Genomic DNA, 15,962 nt, shown 5'->3' on the forward strand with positions numbered 1-15,962 from the left:
TGTGTTTGCCACTCGAAAAGAGGCTAATGCTATATTGTTTGACTATATTGAGATTTATTACAATCGGGTCAGAAGGCATTCTGCAAACGGCTGGTTAAGTCCAGAAGCCTTTGAGCAGAAATATTGTAAGAATTTAGAGGGACTTGTTGTCCACGATACTGTCTAGGATCAAGATGAATATTGAGCAGTCCTCTCTCCCTCAGGGAGAGAGTTAGAGAGAGGGGATAAAATTAGAATTCTAGATTTCTTCCTGTAGCTAGATTGGCGAGTAAAGCAGCTTAGATAAGTAATGAAATTGATGGGATTTAAAATACCTCCCTCTAACTCCCTCCTAAAAGGAGGGAGAATATAAACCCATCAAATCCATTTCTTCCAGCGGAAATAGGCCAGCGGTCCAATAAAGAAAGCCGCTAAAATAATACTGACCATAATGAAGCTGGTGGTTCCTCGTGCAAAGGGCAGTACATCAGTATTCATGCCATACACACTGGCAACCAGCATGGGTGGTGCGAGCATGCTTGGCAAGATCGAGAAGCGACGGATGGTATCGTTCTGTTCGGTATTAATGAATCCCGAGGTGGTGTCCAGCAAGAACCGAACCTTCTGGAACAGGAAGGCATCATGTTCGACCAGAGATCGAACATCTTCGCTCAGTTCCCGAATATCGGCATCATAAATATGACTGCCCAACGCACGTGGACGGGACAAGAAAGTCAGGACACGGCGCAAATCGATTAAACACAATTGTGCTTTTCCAAGTATGTCTTCCAATTGTGCCAGACGGGTAATCATGTCATCCAGATCGAGAATCTGTTCACGATGACGGTTGTTGAGCACTTCGGTAGAGTACTTTTCCAGATCCTTGTGGATATCTTCCAGGATATCCGCAAGTTCATCCAGTTTGGCTTCCAGCAAGCCAAGCAAGACCCAGGTCGGGTCTTTATAGTCAATCTCATAGTCATTGCGGCGGGCACGGGCACGGAAAGCGCGAAAGGCCACCAGTTTTTCACCGCGCAGGGTAAACAGGTGTTGTTTATGCAAAATAAAGGCTACCGTTTGCACGGTTGCCAAAATACTCGAGTTGTCATCAGTTTCGCCATCGACCTGAAAATTTTTATTTTTTGTCAAAAAGTAGGTGCTGATATGTAAAATACCATCATCATCACGGTAAAATCGTGCCGATGAAGAAATATCTTCCAAGGATTTTAGCGTCGGTAAATTTTGCTCATAAGCATCTAAGACCCATTGTTGTTCTTCTTGTGATGGGGCAATGAGATCGATCCACACTAAATCCGGGTGGAGATCAAAACCACCATTGATGGTGGCATCTTCCAAACTACCGCGCTCTGTGGCGTAAAAGGCTTCAAGCATGCTGTCTTTTCCCTGCGCAGTATAGGTGAATTGATGGGTGTATTTTAGACAAGGAATTGAATAAAAACACTGATTCAATCGCTTTTTTATTAAAAAATCTCCTGAAAATTTACTTTATTAATATGACATCTGCAAAACAGGCTGAAACAATGACGAAATCGATCGCAATTTTTTGTGGCTCAGCTTTAGGTACCGATTCGATTTTTTTAGATACTGCACAAAAAGTGGGACAAACCCTTGCCCGGCAAGGTAAAACGCTGGTCTATGGCGGTGGCCGTTCTGGCTTGATGGGTATGGTGGCCGATAGTGCTTTACAGGCAGGCGGCAAAGTCATTGGGGTAATTCCAAGGGTGTTGGTGGATCATGAGCTGGCTCATCCGCATTTAACCGAATTGCATGTGGTGGCCAATATGCATGAACGTAAAACCAGGATGTCGGAACTTTCTGATGCCTTTATTGCCTTGCCGGGTGGTGCAGGTACGCTGGAAGAGATTTTTGAGCAATGGACCTGGTCACAGCTCGGTATTCATTTAAAGCCCTGTGCATTTTTAAATGTGGCCGGATTTTACGATGATTTGCTGAAATTTATTCAGTTGACCACAGTAAAAGGTTTTACCCAGCCACGTTTTTCAGACAGTATGATTGCTTCGGATTCCATTGAAGAGATTTTGCAACAATTTGATGCTTTTCGAGCGCCACAACCGAAATGGGGTATGGCTGATCAAGAAATTTTGGTGAAACATGCATGAATATCATTACTGTGGCGGCGGCCATTATTTTAAATGATCAACAGCAACTGTTAGTGGTGCGTAAACGTAACACGTCCTGCTTTATGCAGGTGGGTGGCAAGCTTGAACCCCATGAGCCACCCGAAATCACAATGCTGCGTGAAATTCAGGAAGAAATAGGCTGTCGGGCCTCGATTGAGCAATTCATCGGTCGTTTTGAAACTGCCACTGCCAACGAGCCGGATCATCAGCTGGTGAGTTATTTGTATTATGTGACTTTAGATCACGCACCGAAAATTGCCGCAGAAATTGCCGAAATGAAGTGGGTCGATCTGGAGGCTCAAACTACCCCATTAGCACCTTTAACCCGTGAAATTGTCATGCCGTGGGTGAAGCGGTTTTTAACAGAAAGCATGATGTCCTGACTGGTAAAAGGATTTTTCCCTCAAGGATGAGCCGACACTTCTCAAGGAGATAAGGGGGAAATCAGTATGTCCTTTCCAAAGATTAAATCTCTGCACTGGCAATACAGGCTGCATAAACTTTTTGACAGCCTAATGCTTCAAGTTTCTGTTTTAAAGCATGTAGCGAACTGCCGGTCGTGACTACATCATCCAGCATCAGCACTTTGCGGTAACGCACACGGGTCTTTGTGGCAATCACAAACTGCTGGTCAATCTGATCCAGCCGTTCGATCCGGCTCAAGCCTTTTTGCGAATGTTGGGCCAGTCGTGCAACCGGTTGCCAGACTGGAATATTCAGCTGTTTTGCCAGGAGTTTCGCAAGCACCAAAGACTGGTTATACCCCCGTTCTGCCAAACGCTGATGGGAAATGGGCATCGGGACAATGGCTTGGATTTTGGGAAGTTTGAGACCGATAAGTGAGCCAGTAAGCAGATTTTGAAAGTGCAGCTGTTGTTCATATTTGAATTTTTGAATAATACGGTCCATCGGATAGGCATAATGACAGGCCACCTGAATCTCCATTTCCTGTCGTCGGATGGTCTGTTTCAACCAGGGCAATTGTTGCCAGCAATCTGTACAGACTGAATGATGACGTTGCTGGTCTATGCCACAAAGTACACAGGGGAAAAGGCTCTGCATGGCTTTGTGCAGTAAGGGGTGAATCAATTGCAGCATGTTTTCTTCTTCTTTTTATTTAACTTTATTTTGCACAGTTTATTGGTGGTTTCAAGATCGGCAGCATCCATGCCACTTATACGATAATAAATAACCGATTCAGCCGGTTATTTTATAGGTGTCTTACATTATTTTTATACATAGGCATAGCGAGGGGCTTCAGGTAACCAGCGTTTTAACAGGGCTTCTGCATTGTCTGGATAGTCTTTTAAGATTTGCTGCGCGACATAATGTGCCTGATTCAGCAAATGATCATCACGTTCTAACTTGGCGACCCGAAAGCCCATGTCCCCGGTTTGTTTTGTGCCGAGCAATTCACCCGGCCCGCGAATTTCCAGATCCTTTTCGGCAATGATAAAACCGTCATTGGTTTCACGCATAATGCGCAGCCGTTCCTGTCCATTTTGCGAAAGCGGATTTTTATATAGCAAGGCACAGAAACTGGCAGTCGCACCACGACCGACCCGACCGCGTAACTGATGTAACTGTGAAAGTCCCAAACGTTCGGCATTTTCAATTACCATGATGGAGGCGTTTGGTACATCCACGCCAACCTCAATGACCGTAGTGGCAATCAAGAGTTGCAGCTGATTGTCTTTAAACTGTTGCATTACGGATTGTTTTTCATCGGCTTTCATTTTGCCATGCACCAGACCAATGTTGAGCTGAGGAAAACGTTCCTTAATTTCCTGATAAGTCGCTTCAGCAGCCTGTGCATCCAGCGTTTCCGACTGTTCTACCAACGTGCAGACCCAGTAAGCCTGTTTGCCTTCAGCACAATTGCTAGCAATACGCTGTAGCACTTCTTCACGGCGGTCTAAAGGAATGGTGACGGTCTGAATCGGGGTACGGCCGGGCGGCAGTTCGTCAATCACCGAGGTATCCAGGTCACCATAAGCAGACATGGCGAGTGTGCGGGGAATCGGGGTGGCGGTCATCACCAGTTGATGCGGGGTTGTATTGTTGACGCCTTTATTACGAAGAGCCAGTCGCTGATCGACCCCAAAGCGATGCTGCTCATCAATAATTACCAGGCCGAGTTTGGCAAATTCGACATTTTCCTGAAACAGGGCATGAGTACCTACCACCAGATTGGCCGTGCCTTGTTTAATGGTTTGCTCAGCTGCTGCACGAGCTTTGCCTTTCTGTTTGCCTGAAAGCCAGGATACATTCAGACCTAAAGGCTCAAACCATTTTTTAAAGTTCAGATAATGCTGTTCCGCCAGGATTTCCGTTGGTGCCATCAGTGCCACTTGCCAGCCTTCTTCCAGCGCATGACAGGCAGCAACGCCAGCCACCAGTGTTTTACCAGCACCCACATCACCCTGAACCAGACGTAGCATCGGCTTGTTTTGTTTTAAGTCCTGCATAATTTCTTTGGAGACCCGTTTTTGTGCACCGGTCATTTCAAAAGGCAAGCCAGCCAATAACTGCTTGGCAAAATTTTTACTTGGGCTAAAAGAGGGGGCGGCAATCTGCTGGATATAGGCACGCCGTGAGAGCAGACTGATCTGATGGGCCACCAGCTCTTCAAAAATCAGCCGCTGCTGGGCCGGATGAGAACCTTGCGCCAGCTGTAGCATATTGGCATCCAGTGGCGGTTCATGAATATATTGCAGTGCCTGTTTTAGCGCATAACCATTGGTGAATTTTTCCGGCAATAATTCGGGCAGCTCATCACTATGCTGTTTTAGTGCCTGTTTAACATATTCACGCAGCTTGGGCTGGGTTAAACCTTCTGTTGCTGGATAAATGGCAGTAAGCTGGGTTTTCGGTAGGGGCGTATGTTCGGTAATCAGCTGAATTTCAGGATGATACAGTTCCAGACCACGTGCACCGACACGAACTTCACCAAAAATGCGCAAGCGGTTGCCGACTTTGGCCCGATCGGTCAGGGCTTTATAGACATGGTAAAAACGCAAGGTGACTTTGCCAAAGTCATCCTGGAGCTGTATGGCCATGGATTTACGTTTTCCGGGTGGAAAATCAACCCCTTTCACAATACCTTCCAGCAAATAACTGCGCCCCACGACCAATTGGTTCATGGAGATGATCGTGCTACGATCTTCATAATCACGCGGTAGATGAAACAGCAAATCATCTGTCGTAAAAATATTCAGTTTTTCCAGTAGTGCAGCAGAGGCAGTTCCTACCCCTTGCAATTGATGGACTGCAGCCATTCGCCCTCAACTTGAGTTAAATCATCAGGTGCTTAATGCATATATTATTTATAGGTTATGGTCAAACATCTACCCGGGTTGCTAAACAATTATTTCAGCAAGGGCACCAAATTACCACAATCAGCCAAAGTCCGAAAACTGATGTTTATGCAAATCATCTAATTCAGGATGTGCATCAGCTTGATTTGACTCATCTTGAACCTGTGGATTGGGTCTATGTTTTATTGTCGCCGTCACAAAGTTCTGTGGAAGGCTATCAGCAGACTTATGTCGATTCAGTGGCTCCGATTGTTCAAGCCTTAAAGTCCCATCCAGTGCAAAAAATTGTGGTGGTGTCGTCAACTCGGGTTTATGGTGAAAATGCGGGCGAGCGGATTGATGATGAATCTGCTCTTCAGCCTGTGGATGAGCAGGGCAAGTTACTCTGGAAAATGGAGCAACTCTATCAACAGGCATTCACTGAACGCTGTGTGGTGATCCGTCCTACAGGAATTTATGGCACGTCCGTGGCAAGGATGATCAAGCTGGCTGCAACGACCCAAAACTATCCTCAAATTCACTGGTCTAACCGGATTCATATCGATGATCTGGCGCGATTCCTGGCGCAACTGATTCACGTGGAACATCCAGAACCGTCCTATATTGTCACCAATAATCAGCCTGTACCTTTACATGAAGTGATTCAGTGGTTTCAATGGCAATTGGATTTAGCTGAACTGGCCTTAGAAAGTCAAAAAGAAACGGGGAAACGGATTTATGCGATGCGCATGGTGGAAACTGGATTTCAGCTAGAGCATGAGGATTGTTTTGGGGATTATGCAGAATTATTAAAGACGGAGTGAATGTCACCTTGATATTTGAAATTCCTCCTCCCTATGGGAGGAGTTTAGGAGGAGTGTTCTTTAATTAACCTCTCCCTAGCCCTCACTTACGCTTTATAATAGCTTAGAAGTGTATTAATAGACCTCTCCCTAACCCTCTCCTTTCAGGAGAGGGAATACTTAAGACTCTTATTTCTTCTTCCGTTTCAAACGGCGTTTCGCTTGCTGCGCCGCAACGGCATCCAAAGCTTCTTTTAACTCTTCATCGCTGAAGGCAGTAATGTGCTGAAGCATCTGCAAGGTCACATCATCCAGTACCAGATTGGCGTACTGAGCCACGTTTTGGAAGTTCTCGTCAAACACAATGGCGTTATCTTCATTGTTACGGATATAGCCCTGCTGAGTCAGCACTTTAATGAAACTCTGGAACAGCGATTTATCAAAGAACTCCGGTGAGTTGAATTCATACAATACCGACAGACGTTGACCAACCAGATGACTGAGCTCTTCCACCTGACGGGTAGAGATGTTGCCTGAACCACGCTGGGTGATTAAAGTCAGGGTCATATAGTAACGCTCCAGACTTTGCATCACAGGTGCAGCAAGCACTACCAGCTGATTGTGATCTTCTGAATTTGGTGCAGGGGAAAGCAGGTTGCCCTCGCTATCTTCAGCAATCAGTTTCGCCTGAATCAGCGCTTCTGCATAAGCACAGATCTGATCTTTCAGCTCTTCATCTTGCCATTTCAGGAACAGTTCCGCTTTTAGGAATGGATAAAGGGTGCGGATGACATTGATCAAATCGCCACGGCGAATCGAACCATTATGTTCAACCAGCGCAGCAATCAGTGACGGCAACACGAAGGCATGCAGAATGTTGTTACGGAAATAAGTCAGCAATACTGCCTGATTGTCTTCAATGGCAATGATATCACCTAGGACATGCTTCACACGTTTAATCAGTTTCAATTTTAAACCGTATGCAATAATTTCCTTGCCTGAAAGCGGTGTTACCTGAGTACGTGCATCATAAGGCAATGCAGTCAATAGCTTACGGTAGGCATCCAGTTGCTTGATGCAGATTTCTTCATCCAGCGTATGTTTAGGCGTAGCCAATAGAATTAGCGAAAGCAGCGATACCGGATTGATCACCACAGCACGGTTAATGTTTTCCAGAATCGCATGCGCAGCACTGTTTACTGTATCAGACACTTCTTGCGGAATCGGATCATCATTCTTGGCAATTTTAATATTTTCCGCACCATGCTGTTTCAGCATGTCATCGAGGAATACCGGCTCACCAAAGTTCACATGCACCTGGCCAAAGATACGTTCGATTTTGCGCAGGGTTTTTAAAATGCCCATGATTGATTCGGATTCTTTGTCTTTACCATTCATTTCGCCGACATAGGTGGTACCTTCCATCAGGCGTTCGTAGCCAATATAGGTCGGTACAAACACGATCGGTTTGGAACGGCCACGCAAATGCCCGTGAACCGTCATGGCCAGCATACCGGTTTTTGCTGGCAGCAAACGTCCCGTGCGTGAACGACCGCCTTCAATAAAGTATTCCAGTGGGGTGTTACGGGAAAGAATGTTGAATAGATATTCTTTAAATACTGTGGTGTACAGACCATTACCACGGAAAGTACGGCGAATAAAGAAGGCACCGCCACCACGCAATAATTGTCCGACAAAAGGCATGTTCAAGTTATCGCCGGCAGCAATGTAGGGCACCATCATGCCGCGTTTATAAATCACATAAGACAGTAATAAATAGTCAATATGACTGCGGTGACAAGGGGTATAAATAATCTCGTAGTCTTTGGCCAGTTCCCGCACGGTACTGAAATTATGCACTTCAACGCCATCATAGAGCTGGGTCCATAAACGGGTTAGCGCCATATCGGCAAAACGTACGGCCGAATGTGAATAGTCCGATACAATCTCGTTTAAATAGCCAATAGCACGACGTTCAGCTTCAATCATGCTGATTTTGCCACGGATGCTTTCACGACGGATGGCATCCTGCACATCAGTAGATTTGATCAGTGAATGCATCACATTGCGGCGATCTGAAAGATCCGGGCCGAGCACGACTTCACGCTGACCATCTAAATAGTTGTTTAGTTTGTTAAGAATATACGTTGCAGGTGACAGGTTTGGATGGGTCTGTTTGGCAAATTCGATCAGCTGGCGTAAAGACTGGCCCTGATGGAATTCCAGATAGGATTGGCGACCATGCAGGCCAATATTCACCAGCTGTTTAACGGTACCTGGTGTTGCCCAGGTGTCGGTAAATAGCAGTTTCAGCCAGGAATCTTCTTTGTCTGGTGAACGTCCCCATAATACGGTAACCGGAATCAGTTCAATATCAACCTGAGGATGATGTTCCAGAATGTCGATCAGGCGCAATAAGCGTGGCGGAAAGGCATGCAGTGGCGGATTGAGTAAATTGTTTTCATCATGATGCTGCAAGAACAGTACTGATGCTTTTTCTTTATGATCACCCACCACCAGCGGATCTAATGCCGGTGACAGTTTCAGACGGCGGGTTTCGCCATCGACAATCAGTGCATTGCTACGTGAATAATTTTGTAATACATAGCACACCACTTTTTGTTGAACGGGTTGCTCTGTCCGGGAATTTACTTCTGTAGTTGTCGGTTCAGTAGGAACCTCACCAAGAACATGTGGGGTTACCACCAGGTCAAGCAGCTTACTGGAAAGCTGACGATAGATTTGACCAAAGCCACTCTTGGACATACATACTCCTACTTAAATGACCGAAACCACAGATTTCTGAGGGGAAATAGTTTTGTAGTATTGTAATTGAAAACAATATGTCATTTTCTGACAAAATGCATATTGAGTGTTAAATTTTATCGTTAAAAATCGTATTTTTAGCGAATATTCAGCACAAATCGCGTGACAGACCAGTCAGTTGAACTGTAGGGCTTTAGTCGGGATTTGTGGCAGAATAGCAATTATAGCTTAGCTGATTGATTGAAATTTTTCGCCTAGATTTTAGGTATCCCACATTAAAACAGGTTGCTTATGAATGCCTTAACCCAAGAGCTGGTTGAATTACTAAGTCTTGAAAAAATTGAAGAAAATATTTACCGGGGGCAAAGCCGTAATCTGGTCGGTAAGCGGGTCTTTGGTGGGCAGGTGTTGGGGCAGGCCTTACGCGCGGCATCCTATACCGCAGATCGTCCGGCACATTCATTACATGCCTATTTTTTATATGGCGGAGATGTCAACGCACCGATTATTTATGAAGTGGACCGATTGCGTGATGGCAAGAGTTTTGTCAGTCGTCAGGTGCGTGCCATTCAGCATGGGCGGACGATTTTTACCGCCATGATTTCATTTGCCAGCCCGGAAGAAGGCTTGAATTATCAAATCTCCGAGCCGGAATATCCTGCGGTTGAAGACCTGAAAAGTGAAGCAGAGCTCAAAGCACAGCTGGTCGAATTTGTGCCGGAAAATGTGCGTGCCAGTTTTATGCGTGACCGTCATGTGGACATTCGTCCGGTCAATCCACAAAATCCATTCCAGCCACAGCCTGAAGCCCCATCATACGCTCACTATATCCGCACCCATGGTCAGATTTCCCAGAAGGTCGATGAAATTTCATTGCATCAGGCTATTGCGGCTTTCTACTCGGACTTTACCTTAATGACTACGGCTTTACGTCCACATGGTTTAAGTTATATTTCTCCGAGTCTGCAATGTGCCAGCATTGACCATGCCATGTACTTCCATAAGCCATTTCGTGTTGATGAGTGGATGCTCTATGATATGGAGGCCACCATTAGTGCCAGTTCGCGCGGACTGAATTTTGGCCGTATGTGGCAAAATGGCGAGCTAGTGTGCAGCACCACTCAGGAAGGTTTGATCCGCTTGCGTGAAATTGAAACCCAATAAGGCTCAAAATGGCATAAAAAACCGGAGCTGCTGTCCGGTTTTTTATGCTTGTCTTGATCATTGTGATTTAGTGGCAGCGAGGGATATCCTCGGAGATGTCTTTATGGCAGCCATGGTTTGGATGGGCAAATGCCAAGGGAATATGCAGAAGTAGCACGGTCATAAGCATGATTTTTTTCATATTGATTCTCTTTTAATTATTGGCTGAATGCGTATTTATTCATAAGCAGATTTTATGCCATCAGTTTAACGAAGTGTTGATGATTCAGACTAAGTGAGCCGCTGGCTTTTATTCATTTATGCTGAGCTTGTGACAAAAAATTCCTCGATTCTAAAAATAGGCCATGGCATAGTGCCTGACAGGACTTAATGATAAAAAGCATGTCGTGATGAGCTTAAATACACAAATATTGATTGCTGCGATTTTAGGGGTGGCATTCGGGTTTCTGTTAAACCTGTTTCCAAATACCCAGTTTTTCGATATCAGTCTCTATGGTTTGGGGCTGGCCAGCAGCATTTTTATTGGTTTATTAAAAATGCTGCTGATTCCCCTGATTTTCAGTTCGATTGTGGTCGGCGTTTCGAACTTGCAGGCCGGTGGACAGTTGGGGCGAGTCTGGAAAATCACTCTACTGTGCTGTGTGACCACCACCACCTTGGCGCTCATTTTAGGCTTAAGCTGTGCCCATTTGTTTAATGTGGGCAAGGGTGTGGATATCGTGATGTTTCAGGATGCCATGAACAGTCATCAAACGCCCGATACCTTAACGCCATCGTCCTTCTTCACCAATTTTATTCAAAATACCCTGATTAATCCCTTTAAAGCCTTTGCTGAAGGCAATGTGCTGGCGGTAGTAGTATTTGCCCTGTTTATTGGCGTGGCTCTGGTCAAAGGCGGAGATAATTTCCGCAGTGTACGCAAGTTAAGCCTGCAATTTTTTGACATCATGATGCTGATGATTAGCTGGGTGATGAAGCTGGCACCGCTTGGTATTTTTGCCTTACTGGCAAAACTGATTTCAACTGAAGACATTTCCGTATTAAGCCGTCTGGCCGAGTTTGCTGCCGTGGTGACCGGAACGACCATTTTCCATGGTGCAGTAGTATTGCCTTTGTTGCTATGGATTTTTGGCAAGATGAGTCCGATCACTTTCTTTAAAGGTACACGCGCTGCGCTGATTACCGCATTTGCCACCAGTTCCAGTTCGGCTACCATGCCACTGTCGATGAAATGCGCGCAGGAAAATTTAAAGGTACGTCCACAAACCGCAGGCTTTGTCATTCCTTTGGGCACTCAGCTGAACATGGATGGCACGGCGCTGTATGAAGCTGCGGCAGCACTTTTTATTGCCAACCTGATGGGGCTGGACTTAAGTTTGGGCCAGCAACTGGTGGTCTGTGCAACCGCCATGATTGCCTCGCTGGGTGCGCCGGGTATTCCAAGTGCCGGTATGGTGACCATGATTATGGTGCTGCAATCAGTCGGTTTACCGGCAGAAGCCATTGCCATCTTACTGCCGATTGACCGTTTGCTGGATACCGTGCGTACCGTGGTCAATGTTCAGGGCGACATGATGATCAGTGTCGTGGTCGATCGTTATAGCCGTGAAGCGCAAGTTGATTAGTCTAGTTCCAAGCTGGGATTAAATACAATTTCCCAGACATGACCATCGGGATCTTGGAAATAACCCGCATAGCCGCCGTAAAAGGTAGCTTGTGCGGGTTTAATGATTCTGGCACCGGCATGTGCTGCTTGAGCCATGACCTGATCAACTTCCAGTGGGCTATAGACATTTTGCCCTAAGGTCATTTGCGTGGCACACATCGGCGTCAGTTCCAGTCCGGTATCCTGTTGAATGCTGCTTTGTGGCCATAAAGCGAGTTTCAGGCCTGACTGTAGTTCAATAAAGGCCACCGCACCATATTCAAATTCCTGACCCGTGATTCCTTCACAGTGTAGACCCAAACCTTCACGATAAAACTGTAATGATTTTTCCAGATCGCGTACCCCAAGAGTAATGACTGAAATCCGTGCTTGCATAGGGTTGTCCTTATTGTTGTTTTCCTGGACTTTTATCTTAGAACAAATCAAAAGCAGGACATAAAGCCCGACTGTGTGGAAATTGTATACAGAAATTTTAGTGTTATATGGATGATAAAAAGGACTAGGTCACTTTGGGCAGATGAATAGGATTGCTCATGAATCAGCTGAGTTTGATGTTCCTTAAACGGGAGAGAAGTTTCATCATACTGTCCTTATTATTTTTCTGTGCAGTACTGTACTTGAGCTTAAGGTCAGTATGAAAAAATGTCCCGCATTGTGATGAGCAATACAGGACACTGCAATATCAATGGATGAGGATTTTTGTCAGACAGACCCGATCAATCCGCTTGTCGGCTCTGATCAGTGGCATCTTCGGCAATTTCAGTCTCGCATTCTTCCTCTGCCAGTTCTAAAGATTCGAGTGGTTCATCCAGATCATCAAGACTGGCTGCAGGGATGCTGTCTAGATCAAATTGGCTTGATTGCTCAAGGGTGAAGTTCAAACGGCCACCCATCACACTGGCCAGCTCTTCGAGGCCTTGCTTGTTGAGAGATGAAAACAATTGAATGGAGAAATCCAGCTTCATTTTTTTCAATGCCGCTTTCACTTCTTGCAATGCTTTGGATGCCGGTCCACGATTCAGTTTGTCTGATTTGGTCAGCAAGACATGCACGAACAATTTACGTGAGTAGGCCCATTCCAGCATCATCACGTCAAAATGTTGCAGCGGATGACGGATATCCATCAGCAGCACCAGACCTTGCAAACTCTGACGATGAATCAGGTAGTTTTCCAATTCTTTTTGCCAGACAATTTTCATTGCTTCAGGTACAGCTGCATAGCCATAACCCGGCAAATCGACCAGACGCTGCTCTGGATTGCCAAGGCTGAAGAAGTTAATCATTTGGGTACGGCCCGGCTTTTTAGAGGCACGTGCCAGCTGTTTCTGGTTGGTTAAGGCATTAATCGCACTTGACTTGCCGGCATTGGAACGTCCGGCAAAAGCAACTTCATAACCGGTATCTTCAACGCAAAGGCTCAGCTTTGGCGCGCTCATCAAAAATTCGGCTTTACGCAACCAGTTCAATGCGCGAACAGAGTACTCAGTAATGGCAGGATCAACTTTTTTCTCATAGCTGATCTTTTGCTTGGGCGCATGGGCTGTCTTACTGTTTTTCGATTTTCCTCTGCTGTGATGCATAACTCAACTTCAATAAATGATCTACAAGCGAACATTATAAAGGAAGTCGTTCGGGCAAGCGAACTTTGCAAGCGCAGGAATTAGAGATTGATCATCTGGATTGGAGATTGAGTGGTGTATTTGGCTGCCGGAGAGTTATTTAAAACCTGAGCCAGGGTGTATTGATCTAGGCTTAGATAAAACTGTTCCACTGCCTGATCGAGAAAGCCTTTTAGTCCGCACTGAGAACGCAGTACGCAGGGTGGGGTATTGCATTCGACAATCTGGTTTTCACCTTGCAGGATGCGTACGACTTGACCCAGGTTCAATTCAAGAGCCTCAGGGTTGAGTCCAATCCCGCCGCCTTTGCCTCGCGTGGTAATCAGCCAGTTCTGTTTGCTCATAAAATGCACAATTTTCACTAAATGGTTTTTAGACACATGCAAGTCTTGGGCAATTTCTGCAATGGTATAAGGCATATCCCGTGGCTGGGCAATATACATTAAGATACGCAAAGCATAGTCGGTGAATTTATTTAATTGCATGATCGTGCTGATATTTTTCAAAAAATGAATAGATAAGGGCTAGTCTAGCATAACTAGACCAGCCCCTCTTTATTTTATGCTGACCCAGCAGGCTAGTGTTTTACGCCACCTGTGCCAAAGGCTTCACTGTGAATGTTTTCAGCAGGGATGCCGCGAGCAACCAGCACCTTTTGCTGTTCAGCCATAAATGGCATTGGACCACACAGATAGTAGTCGGCATTGACAGGTAACAATGCGCTATCTAGGGTGCTTAAGTCCAGGCGACCGGCAACATCATAATCTTCACCTAATTTATCGCCTGAATGTGGGAACTCATAAGCGGTAAATGTGCTAAGACGAGGATATTTTGCTTTCAACTCCTGAATATGTTGATGCATTGCATGCACTTGTTTGCTACGGCAGGCATGGATAAAGGTCACAGGCTGTGGCATATCCAGAGTCACCAGCTGATTCAGCATGGCAATCATTGGCGTTAAACCTACACCGCCACTGATGAACACATTACGTTTATTTGGGTCGATCAGGTAGAAATTACCTGTTGGTGCAGAAACTTCAATTTCTGAACCTTCTGGCAAGCTATGTAGGGTGTTCGACACCCAACCTGGAACCATATCGCCTTTTTGATCTTCACGTTTTACCGAGATACGTAAATAATCCGCTTGTGGGCAAGTGGAAAGCGTATATTGACGAGGCTGTTTCAAGCCAAGTTCTTCAACGAAAACACGTACTGAAATATATTGGCCGGCTTCGTATTTCGGCAATGCGCCGCCATCGACAGGTTGAAGATAGAAAGAGGTGATTTCATCGCTTTCAACGACTTTATTGGCAATCTTGAAGTTACGCCAGCCTAACCAACTACCTTTGGTTTGTTGATGCTGATCGTAAATGGCTTTTTCAGTGCTGATGAACAGGTCTGCCAGTTGACCATAAGCTGCTGCCCAAGCGCCAATGAGTGGATCGTCCATTGAAATGCTTAGAACTTCACTGATGGAATGAAGCAGGTTTTCACCAACAATATTATAGTCAGGGGCTTGAATGTTCAGGCTAACGTGTTTGTGTGCGATTAACTCAACTACAGGCAAAAGCACAGAAGGATCTTCAATGTTTTCAGCATAAGCCAACACGGCGCCTGCAAGAGCTTGTGCCTGTGCACCACTGCGCTGGTGCCCCATATTAAATGTTTCTTTTAGATCTGGATTATTGCCCAACATACGGTTATAAAAATAACCAGTTAATGCTACGCCATTTTCACGGAGTACAGGAACAGTGGCTTTTACTAGGTCAATTTGCTGCGGAGTCATGTTTGATCTCTCATGGCTGTTATTTATAAGATGTACTCAAAATACATGTTATAAAATCTTTTTACAACACCTATTTTTGGTTAAACCATAAAAAAATTATGGAATATAAGAATATCCGATGGTTTGATTGCTTTTGATTTGTAAACCAGATTATTTTCTGCCATTAGTAAATCTTCTAAATAGCGGACTATTTTGCCCGGTCGAGCCTCCTAAGTTGCTTGTAGCACGGGTGGCAAAAGTATAGGCAGTATCTTGAATCAGCTTTTTATACTGTTGTGCGGGGCGTGCAGCATGTTTTTTCTGCTCTAGTGTTAGGTGCTGTTATTGGCGCAGCTGTTGTGTGGACAGAACTTCTGCTTCGCTGGGTTACTGTTTTCTAAAGCGGTTTTTCTTTTTTGTTTGATGCACTTGCTGCTACTTGGTTTTGTAACTTTTCAATAGACATTCAAAATCCAGACTTTGTTTATCCATGCTGGTAATTACGCTATGGCTGATCAGTAGGTTACATTTTTCAGGCTGCATTGAATTAATTGGATTAAAGGAAGAGTAGGCGGGTATTCGGCCGCAGCCAAAAATACCAGCCTCCCCATAGGTAAATTTTTCTGTCAAACACGAGGATCATCTTTTTACCAGTTCCGACTGCCCCGGCAATCAAACCGTGGTGCCGGAAAAAATTGTGAATGTAAAACAATTTTTGGGTGTGTACTGGTAGCATTTTCCT

The 15,962-nt window shown here is 45.3% G+C and carries 14 protein-coding genes; 6 read left to right on the forward strand and 8 right to left on the reverse strand.

Annotated elements, in window-relative coordinates; translation table 11 throughout:
* Window positions 1-166 (forward strand): IS3 family transposase (locus ACE01T_RS04310; RefSeq protein ID WP_395518826.1); only part of this gene is annotated, 166 nt, incomplete at its 5' end.
* A gap of 191 nt (window positions 167-357) precedes the next feature.
* Here ACE01T_RS04310 and ACE01T_RS04315 read toward each other — a convergent pair.
* Window positions 358-1,371: a CorA family divalent cation transporter gene (locus ACE01T_RS04315; protein ID WP_086195789.1), complete on the reverse strand. Its 1,014-nt coding sequence runs from the start codon at window positions 1,369-1,371 to the stop codon at window positions 358-360.
* 149 nt (window positions 1,372-1,520) lie between these two features.
* Here ACE01T_RS04315 and ACE01T_RS04320 point away from each other — a divergent pair, with 149 nt between their 5' ends.
* Together ACE01T_RS04320 and ACE01T_RS04325 are read left to right on the forward strand one after the other, a co-directional pair.
* The gene (locus ACE01T_RS04320; protein ID WP_166168693.1) at window positions 1,521-2,120 is read left to right on the forward strand and encodes an LOG family protein; all 600 of its coding nucleotides are present in this window, start codon (window positions 1,521-1,523) and stop codon (window positions 2,118-2,120) included.
* Window positions 2,117-2,524, forward strand: coding sequence for an NUDIX hydrolase (locus tag ACE01T_RS04325; RefSeq protein WP_180080504.1), 408 nt, complete (start codon window positions 2,117-2,119; stop codon window positions 2,522-2,524). Before ACE01T_RS04320 ends, ACE01T_RS04325 begins: the two co-directional genes overlap by 4 nt.
* A gap of 82 nt (window positions 2,525-2,606) precedes the next feature.
* Here the strand turns inward: ACE01T_RS04325 and ACE01T_RS04330 are convergent, their stop codons facing one another.
* Window positions 2,607-3,239 carry a ComF family protein gene (locus ACE01T_RS04330; protein WP_180080501.1) on the reverse strand — a complete coding sequence of 211 codons (633 nt, stop codon included), beginning with the start codon at window positions 3,237-3,239 and terminating at the stop codon, window positions 2,607-2,609.
* A 134-nt stretch (window positions 3,240-3,373) separates the two neighbouring features.
* A complete protein-coding gene (recG, locus tag ACE01T_RS04335) occupies window positions 3,374-5,419 on the reverse strand; it encodes an ATP-dependent DNA helicase RecG (protein ID WP_180080498.1) in 2,046 nt (681 codons plus the stop codon).
* A gap of 35 nt (window positions 5,420-5,454) precedes the next feature.
* On the opposite strand from recG, the gene ACE01T_RS04340 reads away from it, so the two are divergent.
* A complete protein-coding gene (locus tag ACE01T_RS04340; protein WP_395518816.1) occupies window positions 5,455-6,261 on the forward strand; it encodes an NAD-dependent epimerase/dehydratase family protein in 807 nt (268 codons plus the stop codon).
* A gap of 168 nt (window positions 6,262-6,429) precedes the next feature.
* Here the strand turns inward: ACE01T_RS04340 and plsB are convergent, their stop codons facing one another.
* Entirely contained in the window at window positions 6,430-9,006 is a 2,577-nt protein-coding gene (gene plsB / locus ACE01T_RS04345) for a glycerol-3-phosphate 1-O-acyltransferase PlsB (protein WP_395518817.1), read from the reverse strand.
* Between the two features lie 291 nt (window positions 9,007-9,297).
* Between plsB and ACE01T_RS04350 the strand changes: the two genes are divergently transcribed.
* Together ACE01T_RS04350 and ACE01T_RS04355 are read left to right on the forward strand one after the other, a co-directional pair.
* Window positions 9,298-10,170, forward strand: coding sequence for an acyl-CoA thioesterase (locus tag ACE01T_RS04350; protein WP_086195783.1), 873 nt, complete (start codon window positions 9,298-9,300; stop codon window positions 10,168-10,170).
* A 389-nt stretch (window positions 10,171-10,559) separates the two neighbouring features.
* A complete protein-coding gene (locus tag ACE01T_RS04355; protein WP_180080478.1) occupies window positions 10,560-11,795 on the forward strand; it encodes a dicarboxylate/amino acid:cation symporter in 1,236 nt (411 codons plus the stop codon).
* On the opposite strand, the gene ACE01T_RS04360 is transcribed toward ACE01T_RS04355, so the two are convergent.
* From ACE01T_RS04360 to hmpA, 4 genes are all read right to left on the reverse strand, one after another.
* Window positions 11,792-12,211 (reverse strand): VOC family protein, encoded by a 420-nt coding sequence (locus ACE01T_RS04360; protein WP_180080475.1) that lies wholly within the window; start codon window positions 12,209-12,211, stop codon window positions 11,792-11,794. The two genes, ACE01T_RS04355 and ACE01T_RS04360, sit on opposite strands and share 4 nt — an antisense overlap.
* Before the next feature lie 341 nt (window positions 12,212-12,552).
* On the reverse strand, window positions 12,553-13,416 hold the full coding sequence (gene yihA, locus ACE01T_RS04365; protein ID WP_086195780.1) for a ribosome biogenesis GTP-binding protein YihA/YsxC: 864 nt from the start codon (window positions 13,414-13,416) through the stop codon (window positions 12,553-12,555).
* An 80-nt stretch (window positions 13,417-13,496) separates the two neighbouring features.
* The gene (locus ACE01T_RS04370) at window positions 13,497-13,940 is read right to left on the reverse strand and encodes an RrF2 family transcriptional regulator (RefSeq protein WP_180080472.1); all 444 of its coding nucleotides are present in this window, start codon (window positions 13,938-13,940) and stop codon (window positions 13,497-13,499) included.
* A gap of 92 nt (window positions 13,941-14,032) precedes the next feature.
* A complete protein-coding gene (gene hmpA / locus ACE01T_RS04375) occupies window positions 14,033-15,241 on the reverse strand; it encodes an NO-inducible flavohemoprotein (protein WP_180080469.1) in 1,209 nt (402 codons plus the stop codon).
* Window positions 15,242-15,962 lie beyond the last annotated feature (721 nt).

It is taken from the genome of Acinetobacter uliginosus (assembly GCF_044130295.1).
Classification (GTDB): Bacteria; Pseudomonadota; Gammaproteobacteria; order Pseudomonadales; family Moraxellaceae; genus Acinetobacter.

Coding starts and splice junctions, on each gene's coding strand:
- ACE01T_RS04315 (WP_086195789.1), bottom strand. CDS start 1,371: ATGCTTGAAGCCTTTTACGCCACAGAGCGCGGTAGTTTGGAAGATGCC.
- ACE01T_RS04320 (WP_166168693.1), top strand. CDS start 1,521: ATGACGAAATCGATCGCAATTTTTTGTGGCTCAGCTTTAGGTACCGAT.
- ACE01T_RS04325 (WP_180080504.1), top strand. CDS start 2,117: ATGAATATCATTACTGTGGCGGCGGCCATTATTTTAAATGATCAACAG.
- ACE01T_RS04330 (WP_180080501.1), bottom strand. CDS start 3,239: ATGCTGCAATTGATTCACCCCTTACTGCACAAAGCCATGCAGAGCCTT.
- recG (WP_180080498.1), bottom strand. CDS start 5,419: ATGGCTGCAGTCCATCAATTGCAAGGGGTAGGAACTGCCTCTGCTGCA.
- ACE01T_RS04340 (WP_395518816.1), top strand. CDS start 5,455: ATGCATATATTATTTATAGGTTATGGTCAAACATCTACCCGGGTTGCT.
- plsB (WP_395518817.1), bottom strand. CDS start 9,006: ATGTCCAAGAGTGGCTTTGGTCAAATCTATCGTCAGCTTTCCAGTAAG.
- ACE01T_RS04350 (WP_086195783.1), top strand. CDS start 9,298: ATGAATGCCTTAACCCAAGAGCTGGTTGAATTACTAAGTCTTGAAAAA.
- ACE01T_RS04355 (WP_180080478.1), top strand. CDS start 10,560: ATGAGCTTAAATACACAAATATTGATTGCTGCGATTTTAGGGGTGGCA.
- ACE01T_RS04360 (WP_180080475.1), bottom strand. CDS start 12,211: ATGCAAGCACGGATTTCAGTCATTACTCTTGGGGTACGCGATCTGGAA.
- yihA (WP_086195780.1), bottom strand. CDS start 13,416: ATGCATCACAGCAGAGGAAAATCGAAAAACAGTAAGACAGCCCATGCG.
- ACE01T_RS04370 (WP_180080472.1), bottom strand. CDS start 13,940: ATGCAATTAAATAAATTCACCGACTATGCTTTGCGTATCTTAATGTAT.
- hmpA (WP_180080469.1), bottom strand. CDS start 15,241: ATGACTCCGCAGCAAATTGACCTAGTAAAAGCCACTGTTCCTGTACTC.